This window comes from Tessaracoccus lapidicaptus, from assembly GCF_001693815.1.
Classification (GTDB): Bacteria; Actinomycetota; Actinomycetes; order Propionibacteriales; family Propionibacteriaceae; genus Arachnia; species Arachnia lapidicapta.
The window spans coordinates 1-15757 of sequence record NZ_MBQD01000024.1; the positions used below are offsets into that span (position 1 = coordinate 1).

Sequence of the window (15757 nt, forward strand, 5' to 3'; positions counted from 1 at the left end):
GGTCATCGTGGCGATGTCCTTTCGAGAGAGCTTTGCAAGGGTGAACTCGAAGGATCCCACGGTGACCGCGCTGACGTCCCTGACGGTCACGGCCACCGAGGGCTACACCACTATGAGGGACTTAACTCTGGTCCAATCGTCGCGGGAAGAAGGACATGGACCACATCGGTTCCGCACACACCCCGGAGGATCTCGAGGTCCTGAAGACCATCGCTCAGCAGCGGATGACGGCTGGTCAGGATGAGTTGGATCTTGGCGATGGGAGGCCGCGTGGGCGGGCGTTGACGATCCAAGCGTCACGGTCGGAGCATCTGTGGGAGGCGTTGGCAGGGGGCTACCGTGCCGTCGGTTTGGAGGGCACGTGTGCTGGGGATGAGGTGTTCAAGCAGCTGGTCCTGGCCCGGCTTGTCGAGCCGACGAGCAAGCTGGACTCGATCCGGGTCCTCGACGAGATCGGCATCACGCCTCCGTCGTATCCGACGATCAAACGCCGACTCCCGGCATATGCGGCTGGTGAGTGGCGGCGCCGGATCGCCGGAGGGTTCGCCCAGCACGCCGGTCTGGGGCCGGCGACCCTGGTCTTGTATGACGTGACGACGCTGTATTTCGAGACCGATGAGGGTGACGGGTTCCGCGAGTCCGGGTTCTCGAAGGAACGACGCCTCGAACCACAGATCACCGTCGGCCTGCTCGCTGACGCCACGGGATTCCCGTTGATGGTCAACGCGTTCGAGGGGAACAGGGCCGAAACCCGCACGATGATCCCGGTGCTGACGCAGTTTATGGCCGCGCACCGGCTCCCCGAGGTGACCGTGGTCGCGGATGCCGGGATGCTGTCCGACAGTAACTTGAAGGCGTTGGCGGGGGCGGGGTTGCGGTTCATCGTCGGGCAGCGGATCCCGCAGGTGTTCTACCAGCTCGAGCAATGGCAGAAGACCCACCCCGGCGAACAACCCACGGACGGGATGGTCCTGACCCAACCGTGGGCCCGCGGACCGTTGGAGGCGCAGCAGGCGGAGACGATCTACTACCAGTACCGCGCCGATCGGGCCCGGCGGAGCCTGCGCGGGATCGATGAGCAGGTCCGCAAGGCCGCCGACGCGGTCGCCGGCCGCACCGCGGTCAAACGCAACCGGTTCGTCCGCCTCGACGGCGGCAAGAAGAGCATCAACCTCGAGTTGGAGGCCAAGGCCCGCACGCTGGCAGGGTGGAAGGGCTACATCACGAACCTGCCCGACCCGACCGCGGAGATGGTGATCGGCGCCTATCACCAGCTCTGGCAGGTCGAGAAGTCGTTCCGGATGTCCAAGTCGGACCTGCGCGCCAGGCCGATCTACCACCACAAACGCGACTCGATCGAGGCGCACCTGACCATCGTGTTCGCCGCCCTGGCCGTCGCCCGATGGCTCGAGACATCGACCGGCGTGAGCATCAAACAGCTCGTGAAGACGCTGCGGCGCTACCGGACCATCGACATCCAGGCAGGCGACCAGACCGTCACCGCCGAAGACCCCCTACCCGACAACGTCACCCAACTCTTGGATCGGATCCACCAGCGCCGATAGCCGCTCAATGGCCCCGAACGATGGGCACTAAATGAGCCAAGTCAGGTTGGATGGCCACCGATCCGACACCTCCGGATCCGCCGTGTACCAATACCCGCTGTCCGGGCTGCAGGTGTCCGATCTCGACCAGCGCCTGCCAGGCGGTCAGCGCCACCACCGGCAGTGACGCCGCCCGCACCAGTGCTGGCCTACTTCGACCGGCCCGGCACCTCGAACGGTCCCACCGAGGCCCTCAAATGCCGACATCGGCATTTGAGGGCTTATGCCGACGTGTGGATTATGCCGACCGTGACCACGTTTACCCTTGTCAGAGACGATCGTCTCCTGGTGGTGTCGGCATAGTCAGAGGGCTTCGAGCCAGGTGAGGATCTCGGGGGGCGGGGTGAATGTGCCTGGGGTGACTCCTGGGGGTCTGGTCTTGTCGAGGGCTGCCTTCTTTGTCTCCATGTCGGCGTGGAGGTAGATGTCGGTGGTGGAGGTCTGCTCGTGGCCTAGCCAGAGCGCGATGACTGTGATGTCGACTCCGGCGTGGAGGAGGTTCATGGCGGTCGTGTGCCGGAGGGTGTGCATGGTGACGTGTTTGCTGTCCACTGAGGGGCAGGTCTTCGCGGCGGTGCGGACATGGGTCGCGAGGCGGTGCTCGATGGCGTCGCGGGAGAGGGCGTTTCCGTGGGGTCCGGGGAAGAACGCGTTGCCTGGCAGGCGGTTGCGTTCCTGACCTGATGGCACTTGGAGGGGGTTCCGGCACGGTGCGCATCCTTCCAACAGGGGCCTCACGACCCCACAGATCGTTTGTCACCTACTCGTGCAGCAGCCCCGGTTGCGGCAGCCAGTTGCGCATCGGTGAGACAAACGCCGAACATCACTCCGCCTCGAAGATAGTAACCTCGACGCCTGACTCTAGCTCAGAATGGAGGTACACAGTGAACTCCTCATCGCCCAACCGGCATGCGGCCTCTTCGCCCTCCGCGCGACATCTATCAGAAAGCCGGGACATGAGTTCCTCCCAGGAGATCTGCAACTCGAGAGTGGTGCTGAGTCGATCCCCGGACTCACAATCCGGCGTACTCAGGTATCCCACTTGCCCAGGGGATGTCTGCAACAGCTCCACGATCGCGGCGTTCATCCGCGAACGACCCGCGGGAGAACATGTTGGGTCTTGAATACATCCCGTGAGAGCAACTCCCCCGAAAACGACTACCAGCCAGACTACGAGGCTCTTCCGCATGCCTAGACGCACGTGAACTTCCCTTCATTAAATAGTCGTTCCGCCGTCTTCCTGAGGCTCAGCATGTACGAGTACACTCCGGAAATGGCGACCCTGCGGTTCCCATACTTGTTCTTCATCCAGGTGAGCGTGAAGGCATTTTTTGCCCTGTCTCTGCGACTGTCTGCCCTAGTCTCAGCGAAATTGAGTAGCCCGGATTCATGCGCCGCCGCGATACTCCTGGCATGATCGAGCCCCATCACCAGAGAAAGCCCCGCGACCCACAAGAAGTGCCTAATTGCGTTTTTTGCTTCAGAATTCTTGTACTTCTTTGTGAGGTTGAGAGCATGAACAGTAACGAGCGCAACCATAGAACATCCAAGCTTTCCAGCTGCCCGACAAGCCAAGACGGGTCTGTCAAGTTTTCGGTGTATCTCATGGTTGTTTGACTCTCAGTATCGGCGGCCGGCGGAGAGCCGTCCGTCGAAGGTGATCTCGAACGCGTTGAGGGCGCCGTTCCAGCGCTGTGTCCAACCTACTCGTCCCTTGCCTGTGGGGTCCAGCGCCATCACAGCGAGGTAGACGCACTTGAGCGCGGCCTGCTCGTTGGGGAAGTGCCCACGGGCCTTGACGGCTTTGCGGATCCTGGCGTTGACCGACTCGATCGCGTTGGTGGTGCACACGATCCGGCGGATCTCCTTGTCGAACTGCAGGAACGGGACGAACTCCGGCCACGCGTTCTCCCACAAGCGCACGATCGCCGGGTACCTACTACCCCACTGCTCGGTGAACTCCAGGAACCGGTCCTCGGCCGCGGCGACGGTGTCGGCGGTGTAGATCGGCCGTAGCGCGCGGGCCAGCTTGTCCCAGTCCTGCCTTGCCGCGTAGCGGAACGACCCGCGGATCAGGTGGACCACGCAGGTCTGCACGATCGTTTGCGGCCACACGTTACCCACCGATTCGGGCAAACCTTTCAGGCCGTCGCACACCAGCATCAACACGTCGGCGACGCCGCGGTTCTTGATCTCGGTCAGCACCTGTTGCCAGTACTTCGCGCCCTCGCCGCCGTCCCCGGCCCACAAGCCCAGGATGTCGCGGTTCCCCTCGACGGTGACCGCCAACGCGACGTAGATCGGCCGGTTCGCGACCTGCCCATCACGGACCTTCACATGGATCGCGTCGATGAACACCACCGGATACACCGGGTCCAGTGGCCGGTTCTACCACTCGCCCATCGAGTCCAGGACCTTGTCGGTGATCGTCGAGATCGTGGTCTTCGACACCTCAGAGCCATACACATCGGCCAGATGCGCCGCGATGTCACCGTGTGTCAGCCCGCGAGCCGACAGCGACAACACCACGTCCTCGATCGCCCCGAGCCGCCGTTGCCGCTTCGCCACCACCACCGGCTCAAACGACCCGGCCCGATCCCTCGGCACAGCGATCTCGACCGGGCCGGCCTTCGTCAGCACAGTCTTCGACCGGGTGCCGTTGCGGGCGTTGTCGCTGCCCTCGACCCGCTCGTGCTTGTCATAGCCCAGATGCGCGGTCATCTCGCCCTCCAGGGCCGACTCCAGGACCAGCTTCGTCAGCTGCGCTAACAGCCCGCCCTCGCCCTCCACGGACAGCCCCAGCCGCTGCGCGTCGCCCACGAGCTGCGCCACCAAATCCTTGTCCACCAGCTGGGGCGTTCCCGTCGCCGTCACCTCGTCACCCTCCATCACGACCGCCTCAGCGACCGGCTCAACCTGCATCCTCATCGGGTACCTCCTACATCGGAGTTACACCGGAAAACGTACAGTCCCTCGGCGTCAGGCGTTCCGGTCGACATCCTCATCGAAGAGGTGCCGGCGCCGCGCCGCCCCATCCGCGTGGCGGGTGTGGGCTGCGCGTCGGGGCCAGGGTTGGTGTTTCTCGTCGCAGGCTCGGCGTTGGTCGCGGGTGCGGTCTAGGTAGCCGGGCAGTGTGTAGCGGTGCCATTCCTCGAGCGCCATGGGGCTGGTGGCTTCCCCGGCCTGGTAGCGCATCGCGGCGAGGGTGGACAGTTCGCGGACCAAACCTGGGTGTTCGGGCCAGCAGGCCGGGGTGTGGTCTGCGGAGTACCAGGCGTGTTGGGTGTTGAGAAGCCCATGTCAGGAACCGAAACGCGAGAGTGTGTCTATCGGGCTTATCCGTCCGGCCGGCAGTCATGTCACCGCTGCGGACCATCTCGGCATCGTGGCGATGGATCGCAATGGGGGCATGGTGAGTACTGCGAAGATGTGCGCAGTTGCCCGCATGGTCGACATCGCCGTGGGTCAGGACGATGAGGCGGAGATCGTCAGGCCCGCAACCTGCTGCAGCACCCACGCTACGCCTCACGCCCTTGCTCGGCGCCACTGCGGCATGCGCCGAGGTACCTCTAGGCTTTCCGCGTGACCGGTTCATTCAGCGTCCGCGAGCTACGGTCCGACGATCGGTCCCTGCTCCTGGCTGCGACATTGGGAAACCTGAATTGGCAGGAGGCACGGTTCACCGAGCAGGAGATTCTCGAACGGAGCGAATTCCGCCACTACCTCGACGTGCGGTTCGACCGAGGGGACTTTGGTTGGGTTGCCGAGGACGACGGGGTTGCGGTGGGGGCGGCATGGGCCCTATTCCTGCCGCACGACGATGCCGGCTACGGATTCGTCGACGAGCGGACTCCAGAAGTGTCTGTGTGGGTGAGCGCAGGTCACCGTCGAATGGGCATCGGCAGAGCTCTGCTACAACGCCTTCGAGCAACAGCCTCGTCTCGGCAGATCGCCACGCTCAGCCTGTCGGTCGAGCCCGACAACCACGCCCGGAACTTGTACCTCTCGGAGGGCTACATCCCGGTGGCAGGGCGCGAAGACGATGGCGTCATGGTGAAACATTCACACACGTGTGAAGCTCACATCTAGCGGGGAGCTCGGAGGTCGGCGGTCTCCCTTCGGCCCCGGGCTCTAGCCTGGCCCCGTGACCCGTTTCAGCTCACTGCCCATCCGTGAAGTGATCGGCGACACCATCGCGGACGGCTCCGTCTGGCCCTTCAGCATGGGCCCGGTCAGCCAGCTGCTGCGCGACGGGCTCGAGCTGTCCGAGCTGACGGTGCTGGTGGGGGAGAACGGGGTCGGGAAGTCGACCATCATCGAGGCGATCGCCATCGCCTATGGGCTGAGTCCCGAGGGCGGCAGCACGCACGTCCGGCCGTCCCTGCGCCCCACCGAGTCGCCGCTGCACGAGAGGATTCGGCTGGTTCGCGGCCTGGCCCACTCCCGCTGGGGTTACTTCCTCCGCGCCGAGACCATGCACGGCCTGTTGACCTTCCTCGAGCAGAACCCGGGGGCAGACGGCCCCTACCACGAACGCTCACACGGCCAGGCCTTCACCGAGCTTCTCAGCACCAAGCTGGTGCATCTGTCGCGCCGGGGTGGCCTCCTGGTGCTCGACGAGCCCGAGGCCGGACTCTCGTTCCTCACCCAGGTCAAGGTGGCCAACCTGTTGGCGGAGCTACGCGACGTCGGCATCCAGGTGCTCATGGCGACCCACTCCCCCATCCTCACCGCGATCCCCGGGGCCCGCATCGTCGAGTTGGACGAGGACGGGTTCCGCACCCGGGAGTGGAAGAACCTGATGTCGGTGGCGCTGTACCGGCGATTCCTCGCCGATCCCGGGTACTTCGGCTTGGACTGACCAGCCGGTGACCGCGCCGAGCCCTGATGCCGTCGATCGGGGAGGATGAACCCATGGAAGCCCTGCACGCCGGCGCCACCCCCCGCAGCTGGCGGCGGGTGGCGCTGGCGATGATGGCCGCAGGGTGGGGCGCCAACCAGTTCGCTCCGATGCTGCTGGCCTACCGCGACGAGCGGGGATTGTCGGAGCAACTCGTGACCGGGATGTTCGCCGCGTACGTCGGCGGGCTCGTGCCCGCCATGCTCGCGGCGGCGTGGGTGTCGCAGCACACGGGCAAACGGCCGTGGGTGCGGATCTCGTCGGTGCTGATGCTCGCGGGCAGCGTCCTGCTCCTGTCGGGTGCCGACTCCCCTGGGCTGTTGTTCGCGGGTCGCATCGCGTCAGGGATCGGGGTCGGCCTGGTCATGGCCCCCGGCACGGCGTGGGTGAAGGAGTTGTCCGCCGGCCTGCCTGTGGGCACGGGTGCCCGCCGGTCCACGGTGGCGCTGACGGCCGGTTTCGCGATCGGCCCCATGGTCGCCGGCGTCCTTGCGCAGTGGTTCCCGGCACCACTGCAGCTCACCTACGTGGTCCACCTGGTCGCCCAGGCGGTCGCCGCTGCCTGGGTCTGGAACGCGCCGGAGCTCGACACGTCCGAGCAGCCCACGCCGACGGTCGCGACCGCCGCGGCGCACGTGATGCAGGGCTGGTTCTGGAAGCTGATCGTGCCGTCGGCGCCCTGGGTGTTCGGCGCGGCGACGCTCGCGTTCGCCGTCATCCCCGCACTCGTGGGCCCCGTGCCGGGCCTACCCAGGATCGCCGCCGCGGGCCTTGCCGCGGGTCTGACGCTCGGCACCAGCGTGATGGTTCAGCCGTCGGTCCGGCGCTACGCCCACCACGATCCCGGCCGGACGCCACCGCTGGGCATGGCCGTGCTCAGCGTCGGCATGCTGATCGCGACCGCGGCCGCGCTGTCCCCGCATCCGCTCTGGCTGGCGCCCGCGGCCGTGGTGCTGGGGGCGGCGCACGGCCTGCTCATGGTGGGCAGCATCACGATCGTCGAGCACCACACGCCGCCGCACCTGATGGCCCCGACGACGGCCGTCGTCTACAGCCTGACCTACATCGGCTTCCTCGCGCCCTACGTGGTCAGCTCAGCGTCGCTGTTCATCCCCACCTGGATGTTCCTCGCCGCGGGCGCCGGCGTCGCGGTCCTCACCCTGGCCTGGCTCTGGTTCGAACGGCGGGACGCCTGAAGAGTCGCCGCCCGGCCTGGCCCCCACATGGATCGCCGAGATGGTCTCGCGCCAGACCCGGTGACCAGCCCCTGACTCTGGCACAGTGGCGTCCATGGCCCTCCCCCAGATGCCACCCCCGCGGCTCATCGCGCTGCGCAGCGTGGCCACCCTTGTGATCAGCCTGCTCATCGCCCAGGCCGGGTGGGCCGCCGCGTTCCTGGGCGGCGACACCGGCTACCGCCGACACCACGAGGTGATGGCCGGGATCACGCTGGCCGTGTGCGTCGCCGCCGCCGTCGTCTACGTCGCGCTGCGTCGCACGGCGGGGCCGGTGAACGTCGGCCTCGCCGTCGCGGTGGCCGTCGCGGCCAGCGTCCAGTACGGCCTGGGTGTGGCCGGCTCGACCTCCCTCCACATCTTCCTGGGCGTGCTGCTGGTCGGGCTGGGGACCGCGCTCACCTCGTGGACCTACCGGCACCGGCCGCCCGAGCCCGCCACGACCTGACGGGGCTCACACCGCGGCGTCGCCGTGAACGGGAAGGCTCAGGCTCGCCCCGAGCCCGCCGAGCTCGGACTCCCCCAGCGTGACGTCGCCGCCGTGGTCGCGCGCGATCTCCCGCGCGATCGCCAGCCCCAACCCGGTCCCGCCGGCGCCCCGCTCCCGCGCCTCGTCGAGCCGGACGAACCGCTCGAACACCCGTTCACGCTCGCCCTCCGGCACGCCCGGCCCATCGTCCTCGACGACGACAGCGCCCGCCGCGACCGTCACCCGCACCGCGCCGCTCGCATGCCGGACGGCGTTCTCGACCAGGTTGCGCACGACCCTGCCCAGCGCCGCCGCGTCGCCCCACGCCATCCCCGCGCCCCGCAGGCCGACCGGAACCTCCGACGGCACCGCGGCGACCACCTCCGCCGCGACCGCCGCCAGGTCGACCGGGCGCCGCGCCGACGGAGCGGCGCCGACCCGCGCCAACAGCAGCAGGTCGTCGACCAGGGCCTGCATCCGGAGCACCTCGGGCTGCAGCTCCGCTGACAGGTCGGCGGCCGACACCGCCTCCGGGTGGGCCGCCGCCACCTCGACGCTGGCCCGCAACGACGACAGCGGGGACCGCAGCTCGTGCGCGGCGTCCTCGACGAACCCGCGCTGCCGCACGGCCGCGCGGTCCAGCCGGTCCAACATCTCGTTGAGGGTCCGCGCCAGGGCGCCCAGCTCGTCGTCGGCCGACGGCACGGGGAGCACACCCGGCCCACCCTCGACGGCGACCCGGGCCGCCGCGCGGCGCAGCTCCTCCACCGGACGCAGCGCGCGCCCCACCGCGAACCAGATCACGCCGGCCAGGAGAAGCGTCAGCGTCGGCACCACGCCGATCAGCGACACCCGCAGCGCGCGCACGACACCCTCGACATCGCGCAGCGGCAACGCCACCACCACGGTGACCGGCTCGCCACGCCACGACGCCGGGGCCGCGACGACCCGCGCCCGCTCGTCGTACGCCGTCCGCGACGTCGCCGGGCCCGCCGCGCGCAGCGCCGCGAGGTCTGGGCCGTCGAGGATGGGCAGTGTCCGGCTAGCGTTCGCCGAACTCGCGACGACCCTGCCGTCAGCGTCCAGCACCTGCGTCATCTCGCCGGGCTCGGTCACCGGCAGCGACCTGGGCAGCCGGTCGTCGGCCACCAGCCGCGACACCGTCGCCGCCCGCTCCCCCGCCGCCTCGTCAAGCGCGGCGATCCGGCTGGTCGACACCACCCACGTCAGCGCGACGGCGCCGAGCGCCACCCCGACCGCCACCAGGCCCGCGGTCACGAGCGTCAGCCGCAGCCGCAGCGACAGCCCGCCCCACCGTCGGCCCGAGCCGGCCACGGCTCAGCCCGCCACTCGGTAGCCGGCGCCCCGGACCGTGACGACGACGTCGCGGCCGAGCTTGCGCCGCAGGTACCCGACGTAGACCTCCACGACGTTGAGGTCCTCGCCGGTGCCGTCCCACACGTGGTCGCGCAGCTCCACCTTGCCCACGACCCGGTCGGCGTGCCGCATCAGGTACTCCAGGAGCGCCAGCTCGCGCGTGGTCAGCTCCACCGGCTGCCCGTCGAGCAGCAACGTACGGGCCGAGGGGTCCAGCTCCAGCCTGCCCACCGACAGCACGGCCGGCCGCGACCCCACCGGCCGCCGGACCAGCGCCCGGAGCCTGGCCACCAGCACCACGAAGGAGAACGGCTTGGTCAGGTAGTCGTCGGCGCCGAGGTCCAGGGCGTCCGCCACGTCGTACTCGCCGTCCTTCGCGCTCAGCATCAGCACCGGGGTCCACACCTGGCGGTCGCGGAGGGCGGCCACGACGTCGTAGCCGTTACGGCGGGGCAGCATGACGTCGAGGACGATCGCGTCGTAGTCACCGTGCGTGGCCAGCGACAGGCCGGTGTCGCCGTCGTGGGCGGTGTCGACGGCGAAGCCCTCCGCGGTCAGCCCGCGCTGGAGCGTCCGCGTGAGCCCGCGCTCGTCGTCGACCACCAGTACCCGCACGCCCCCATCCTGCCAGCGCCCCGGCAGGCGGCACCCGCTCTCTCAGCGTCCTCTCAGCGACGCCGGTCTACCGTGGGGGCATGACCGACCGTCGAACCCCGTTCCGCTCCCCGTGGCTGGCCCCGGCCGCGGTGGCCGCCGCCGTCGCCATGGGCCTCATCGCGCAGCCGCTGCTCGCCTCCGGGGAGGGCAGCGACCTGCCCGACCTCACGGCCGAGGAGCTCGTGGCGCGCGTGCTCGAGGCCGAGCCGCAGGCCATGTCCGGCACCGTCGTGCACACCGCCCGCCTGGGCCTGCCCGACCTGCTGTTCACCGAGGCCTCCGGCGCCGACCCGATGTCGCTGCTGGGCGGCAGCTCCACCCTGCGCCTGTGGACCGACGGCGACGAGCGGGCCCGGGTGTCCCTGCTCGGCACCATGAGCGAGTACTCCGTCGTGGCAGACGGCACGGACGTGTGGACCTACTCCAGCGCCGACGACGAAGTGGTGCGCTACACCATGAGCGACGCCGACCGCGCCCGGCTCGAGGCCATGGGCGAGGAAGGCCGGGCGAAGGCCCTGGCCGAGCGCGCCGAGCTGCCGACGCCGCAGGAGGCGGCCGCCGATGCCCTGGCGAAGGTCGAGGAGCACTCGAGCGTGCGGGTCGACTCGCAGGTGACCGTGGCCGGCCGCGACGCCTACCAGCTCGTAGTCACCCCGGACACCGACGGCACCCTCGTCGACCACGTCGTGCTGGCGGTCGACGGCGAGACGATGACCCCGCTGCGCGTCCAGACGTGGAGCACGCAGGACGAGACGGCACCGGCCGTCGAGGTGTCGTTCACCGACGTCGACTTCTCCGCCCCGGCCGAGTCCGTGTTCGAGTTCTCGGCCCCCGCGAGCGCCACGCAGCGCGACGTCGTGGTGCCGATCCCCGCCGAGGGTGGCGAGATGCCCGCGGAGATGCCGGCCCACGAGGGCGAGCATCCCGAGCCGACGGTGCACGGCACCGGCTGGGAGACCGTGATCGAGCTGGCCGGCGTCGACGTCGCGGCCATGCTGGCGCAGGATCCCACCGCCATGGGCGGCATGCCTGAGGACTTCACCGGCTCCGAGGAGGCCGAGGACCTCATGGAGGAGTTCAAGCCCGAGCACGGCGCCGGTGGCATGGACCTCGACACGGGCGCGCTGTTCGAGCAGCTCACCGCCGAAGTGCCCGAGGGCCGGCTGCTCAGCTCGACGCTGCTGAGCGTCCTCATCACCGACGACGGGCGCGTCCTGGTGGGCGCGGTGCCCGCCGAGACCCTGCGCGCGATGGCGTGAGCGCCCCCGCGATCCGCACCGAGGGGCTCACCAAGCGGTTCCGCTCCGGCCAGGTGGCCGTCGACGGCATCGACCTGGTGGTGCCCCGCGGCGCCGTCTACGGCTTCCTCGGCCCGAACGGGTCGGGGAAGACCACCACCATCCGCATGCTGCTCGGCCTCGTCCGACCCACGGCGGGCGCCGCCTGGCTCCTCGGCCAGCCCATGCCCGACGACGCCGGCAGCGTGCTGCCGAAGGTCGGGGCGCTCGTCGAGGGACCGGCTTTCCAGCCGTACCTGAGCGGGCGCGCGAACCTGGCCCGGCTCGACGCCTGCGACGCCACGGCCGACCCCGCCACGTCACGGGTCCGCATCGAGACGGCGCTGGAGCGCGTCGGCCTCACCGCGGCCGCCCGGAAGCGCTACCGGCAGTACTCGCTCGGCATGAAGCAGCGGCTCGGCCTCGCCGCGGCGCTGCTGCGGCCCCGCGAACTGCTCGTCCTCGACGAGCCCACCAACGGCCTCGACCCGCAGGGCACGCGCGAAGTGCGCCACCTGATCCGGGAGCTCGCCGCCGAGGGATCCACCGTGCTGGTGTCCTCGCACCTGCTCGCCGAGATCGACCAGGTCTGCACCCACATCGGCATCATGGGCCGCGGGGAGCTGCTGGCGCAGGCCGAGCGGCAGGACCTGGCCGTCGACGACGACCCCCGCGTCGTCGTCACCACCACGCCCGACGGCGTCGCGGAGGCCGGGCCGGTGCTGGAGAGGCTGGGCCTGGCGGATGTCACCGTCGACGGCCTCGAGCTGACCGCTCGGCTCGGCGCGATCCAGCCGGAGCGGGTCTCCGCAGCCCTGGTACACGCCGGGGTCCCACTCGCCGGGCTGGAGGTCCGGCGACGCAGCCTGGAGCAGCTGTTCGTGGAACTGACCGGGGAGGGCTTCGATGTCGCGCGCTAGGGGATCCTTCGGGCGGCTGCTGCGCAGCGAGCTCGCGCTGCTCTTCGGACGACGCCGCACACTCGCCCTGCTCGCCGGCCTCGCCGCCGTGCCCGTGCTGCTGTCCGTGGTGCTGTTCATCGCGCAGGGCCAGGGGCTCGACGGCCAGGGGCCGGGCTTCATCGGGAGGGTCACCGGCAACGGGCTGTTCCTCGTCGTCGCGGCGCTGTTCATGTGCCTGCCGTTCCTGCTGCCGCTCACGATCGCCATCACGTCCGGCGATACCATCGCCGGCGAGGCCCAGACGGGGACGCTGCGCTACCTGCTGACTCTCCCAGTGGCCCGGACGCGCCTGCTGCTCGCGAAGGCGCTCGTGGCGCTGGCGTTCGCGGCCGCGGCGGTGCTGGTCATCACGGCCATGTCGCTGGCCGCCGGTGGCGCCTTCTTCGGCCTCGGCGACCTGACGCTGCTGTCGGGCACCACGGTGTCCCTCGGCGACGGCATCGGCCGGATGCTGGGCGTGGCCGGCTACGTCGCGCTGTCGCTGACCGGGTTGGTGGCGGTCGGGATGTTCATCTCGACGCTGACCGAGGTGCCGGTCGGGGCTATGGCCGCGACCGTCGTGGTCTCCGTCGTGTCCACGGTCCTCGACTCCCTGCCGCAACTGGCCGCCATCCACCCGTACCTGTTGACGCACCACTGGTTCGACTTCGCGGAGTTCCTGCGCATCGAGGTGGACTGGAGCGTGCTGGCGTCGGGACTGCTGGTGCAGGTGGGATGGGTCGCGGTGTTCGGCTCGCTGGCGTGGGCACGCTTCCGCTCCGCCGACGTGACGTCCTGACTCGACGCCGTCCTCGCGCGCTGAGTCGGCGCTCCTGTCCGCCGGCGGGAACCATGGGGTTCCCTGGGGCAGGATGGTGGCATGGAACCAGGCACCTTGCTCGCGGAGCGGTATCTGCTGCGTGACCGGCTCGCGGCCGGCGGCATGGGCGAGGTGTGGCGCGCGAGGGACACGGTGCTGGCGCGTGAGGTCGCGGTGAAGCTCCTCGGAGCAATGACGACGGCCGACGACGCGGCGCTGCAGCGCTTTCGGCGCGAAGCGGAGGCGATGGCTGCTCTTCAGCACCCCAATATCGTGACGATCTTCGACGTGGGGACCCACGCGGGAGCGCCGTTCATCGTGATGGAGCTGCTGGCCGGGCCGACGGTGGAACAGATCGTCAGAGATCGTGGCGCGTTGGGAGAGCCGGAGGCGGCCCGCCTCGCCACCCAGGTGGCGGCCGGCCTGGCCGCAGCGCATCAGGCAGGGGTGGTGCACCGGGACATCAAGCCGGGCAACCTCATGCTCAGCACCTCGGGTGATCTGAAGGTCGTCGACTTCGGTATCGCCCGGCTCGCGCACGGGGCCGGGCTCACCGCCACGAATTCGGTTCTCGGCAGTGCCGCCTACCTGTCGCCCGAACAGGCCTCCGGCGCTCCAGCCGATGAGCGCAGCGACCTCTATGCCCTGGGGTGCGTCCTCACGACGATGCTGACCGGTCATCCGCCGTTCGCCGGCGAGCACCCGCTGTCGGTGATGCGGCAGCACGTGGCGTCGGCCCCGCCGGCGTTGCGCGACCGTCGGCCCGCGATCAGTCTGGCCATGGAGGCACTGGTACACCGGCTGCTGGCGAAGGACCCGAATGACCGCCCCTCATCGGCGTCCGAGGTCCGCGACGAGCTCAGCACCCTGTCCTCCCCCGCCGTCCCGGAGACCGCCACGGTGCCGTTGCCCCGCCCGGAGGCGACTCGGCCGATGCCGGTGTCCCCGGAGCCCAGCCACACAGTGCCGCTGCCGACCGGCGCACCGCCACGCGGCTCGTCGGAGCCGGGGCACCCCGTGACCTACCCTCCGCCTACCCGCGGAGCCGCCCGGCGCTGGGTCGTGCCGGCGATCCTGGCAGCACTCGCCCTCGCCGCCGTGGTGGCGATCGGAGCCCAGATGATCGCTCCGGACCGGGGGACCGTCGGGGGCGGGGACCAGTCATCCACCGAGTCGGCTGCGACCGCCCCGTCAGAGTCCCCCGCAGATCCCCCACCCTCCCCGCCCACGAGCGCGCCAGCGCCGGCGGACCCGGATGATGAGCCCGGCCCGGAGTCGACCGGAAGCGGACTTGATGAGGCCCGCCGGGTGATCGACGACGCCGCGGCGGACGGCAGTCTTCTGCCCAAGAAGGCCGAGGAGTTGGACAAGCGTCTCGACGACCTGGAGAAGAAACTCCAGGAGGGGGACGGGGACGTTGACAAGCAGGTACGGGAGATCACCAGGCAACTGGACGAGCTCGTCAAGAAGGGCGAGCTGCAGCCCGCGGCGGCACGGCGCATCGAGGAGGCTCTGAACAGCATCTGAACGGCGGCCGGAGCGACGCCACCGTCGTCTAGGGTCGTACGCACCCATCACTGTGAGGAGCACTTTCATGGCCCTGGCACTCTCCCCCGTCACGCTCGGCGCGTCGCGGCTCGGCGAACGGCCCGACGGTGAGGCGCTGGCCGACGCCCTGCTCGCCTCGCCGCTCGGCAACGTCGACACGAGCAACAACTACGCCGACGGGCGCAGCGAGGCCCTGCTCGGCGACGCGATCCGTCGCGCCGGGGGACTGCCCGAGGCCACGCTGATCTACTCCAAGGCGGACCGCGACCCCGTCACCGGCGGCTTCGACGCCGCCCGGGTCCGTCGCTCCCTGGAGGAGTCGCTCGAGAGGCTCGGGCTGGACCGGCTGCCGCTCTACCAGTTCCATGACCCGTTCACGATCTCCGTCGCCGAGGCCCTAGCCCCCGACGGCCCGGTGGCGGAGCTCGTGCGGCTGCGCGACGAGGGCGTCATCGGCGCGATCGGCATCGCGTACGGGCCGCTGGAGGAGTCGCGCGCGTACGTCGAGACGGGGCTGTTCGACGTCGTGCTCAACCACAACCGGTTCACGCTGGTCGACCGCTCCGCGCAGCCCCTGTTCGAGCGGGCGCGGGAGCTGGGGATGCAGGTGTTCAACGCCGCGCCGTTCGGCGGCGGGACCCTCGCCAACGGCGAGGCGACCTACGGGTATCACCAGATGCCCGAGGCGTTCGCGGCACACGTGTCGCGGGTCCGGGACCTCGCCCGGGAGGCGGGCGTGGACCTCGCCGCGGCAGCCCTGCAGTTCTCGACGAGGCACCCGCTCGTCGACACCACGGTCGTGGGCATCCCGTCGCTGGCGCGGCTCGACGCGCTCGCCGGCCTGGTCGCGGCCGACGTGCCGGACGCGTTCTTCGACGAGATCGAGGCGCTGGGCGCGCCCCCGGCCAGCGGCAACGACTGAGCGTCGC

The 15757-nt window shown here is 69.8% G+C and carries 14 protein-coding genes and 3 pseudogenes; 10 read left to right on the top strand and 7 right to left on the bottom strand.

Going from position 1 to position 15757, the window contains the following annotated elements:
* Positions 1-125 precede the first annotated feature (125 nt).
* A pseudogene (locus BCR15_RS10930) lies at positions 126-1565 on the top strand (IS1634 family transposase); the annotation flags it as partial.
* A gap of 342 nt (positions 1566-1907) precedes the next feature.
* On the opposite strand, the gene BCR15_RS10935 reads toward BCR15_RS10930, so the two are convergent.
* From BCR15_RS10935 to BCR15_RS15490, 5 genes and pseudogenes are all read right to left on the bottom strand, one after another.
* Positions 1908-2294 (bottom strand): tyrosine-type recombinase/integrase, encoded by a 387-nt coding sequence (locus BCR15_RS10935; RefSeq protein ID WP_068752249.1) that lies wholly within the window; start codon positions 2292-2294, stop codon positions 1908-1910.
* Between the two features lie 501 nt (positions 2295-2795).
* The gene (locus BCR15_RS14710; protein WP_141680115.1) at positions 2796-3143 is read right to left on the bottom strand and encodes a hypothetical protein; all 348 of its coding nucleotides are present in this window, start codon (positions 3141-3143) and stop codon (positions 2796-2798) included.
* A gap of 81 nt (positions 3144-3224) precedes the next feature.
* Positions 3225-4493: pseudogene (locus BCR15_RS10945) on the bottom strand (IS256 family transposase).
* A 90-nt stretch (positions 4494-4583) separates the two neighbouring features.
* Positions 4584-4799, bottom strand: a complete 216-nt coding sequence (locus tag BCR15_RS15345; RefSeq protein ID WP_228383452.1) for a hypothetical protein — start codon at positions 4797-4799, stop codon at positions 4584-4586.
* A 61-nt stretch (positions 4800-4860) separates the two neighbouring features.
* Positions 4861-5199, bottom strand: a pseudogene (locus BCR15_RS15490) (MBL fold metallo-hydrolase); the annotation flags it as partial.
* Between BCR15_RS15490 and BCR15_RS10950 the strand changes: the two are divergent.
* The 4 genes from BCR15_RS10950 (at position 5187) to BCR15_RS10965 (ending at position 8187) form a co-directional block, all read left to right on the top strand.
* Positions 5187-5693, top strand: a complete 507-nt coding sequence (locus BCR15_RS10950; protein ID WP_068752251.1) for a GNAT family N-acetyltransferase — start codon at positions 5187-5189, stop codon at positions 5691-5693. The pseudogene BCR15_RS15490 and the gene BCR15_RS10950 sit on opposite strands and share 13 nt — an antisense overlap.
* 55 nt (positions 5694-5748) lie before the next feature.
* The gene (locus BCR15_RS10955; protein WP_068752252.1) at positions 5749-6465 is read left to right on the top strand and encodes an AAA family ATPase; all 717 of its coding nucleotides are present in this window, start codon (positions 5749-5751) and stop codon (positions 6463-6465) included.
* 53 nt (positions 6466-6518) lie between these two features.
* Positions 6519-7700, top strand: coding sequence for an MFS transporter (locus tag BCR15_RS10960; protein ID WP_068752253.1), 1182 nt, complete (start codon positions 6519-6521; stop codon positions 7698-7700).
* Positions 7701-7794: 94 nt separating this feature from the next.
* Entirely contained in the window at positions 7795-8187 is a 393-nt protein-coding gene (locus tag BCR15_RS10965; RefSeq protein WP_068752254.1) for a hypothetical protein, read from the top strand.
* Between the two features lie 6 nt (positions 8188-8193).
* Here BCR15_RS10965 and BCR15_RS15435 read toward each other — a convergent pair whose 3' ends face one another.
* Both BCR15_RS15435 and BCR15_RS10975 read right to left on the bottom strand, forming a co-directional pair.
* A complete protein-coding gene (locus tag BCR15_RS15435; protein ID WP_068752255.1) occupies positions 8194-9543 on the bottom strand; it encodes an ATP-binding protein in 1350 nt (449 codons plus the stop codon).
* Between the two features lie 3 nt (positions 9544-9546).
* Positions 9547-10200 carry a response regulator transcription factor gene (locus tag BCR15_RS10975; protein ID WP_068752256.1) on the bottom strand — a complete coding sequence of 218 codons (654 nt, stop codon included), beginning with the start codon at positions 10198-10200 and terminating at the stop codon, positions 9547-9549.
* Between the two features lie 80 nt (positions 10201-10280).
* Between BCR15_RS10975 and BCR15_RS10980 the strand changes: the two genes are divergently transcribed.
* The 5 genes from BCR15_RS10980 (at position 10281) to BCR15_RS11000 (ending at position 15750) form a co-directional block, all read left to right on the top strand.
* On the top strand, positions 10281-11501 hold the full coding sequence (locus BCR15_RS10980) for a LolA family protein (protein ID WP_068752257.1): 1221 nt from the start codon (positions 10281-10283) through the stop codon (positions 11499-11501).
* Positions 11498-12439 (top strand): ABC transporter ATP-binding protein, encoded by a 942-nt coding sequence (locus tag BCR15_RS10985; RefSeq protein ID WP_068752258.1) that lies wholly within the window; start codon positions 11498-11500, stop codon positions 12437-12439. Before BCR15_RS10980 ends, BCR15_RS10985 begins: the two co-directional genes overlap by 4 nt.
* Positions 12426-13259, top strand: a complete 834-nt coding sequence (locus BCR15_RS10990) for an ABC transporter permease (RefSeq protein WP_068752259.1) — start codon at positions 12426-12428, stop codon at positions 13257-13259. The genes BCR15_RS10985 and BCR15_RS10990 overlap by 14 nt, the downstream gene beginning before the upstream one ends.
* A gap of 81 nt (positions 13260-13340) precedes the next feature.
* Positions 13341-14807, top strand: coding sequence for a protein kinase domain-containing protein (locus tag BCR15_RS10995; protein ID WP_068752260.1), 1467 nt, complete (start codon positions 13341-13343; stop codon positions 14805-14807).
* A 67-nt stretch (positions 14808-14874) separates the two neighbouring features.
* Positions 14875-15750, top strand: a complete 876-nt coding sequence (locus BCR15_RS11000; RefSeq protein ID WP_068752261.1) for an aldo/keto reductase — start codon at positions 14875-14877, stop codon at positions 15748-15750.
* Positions 15751-15757: the final 7 nt, after the last annotated feature.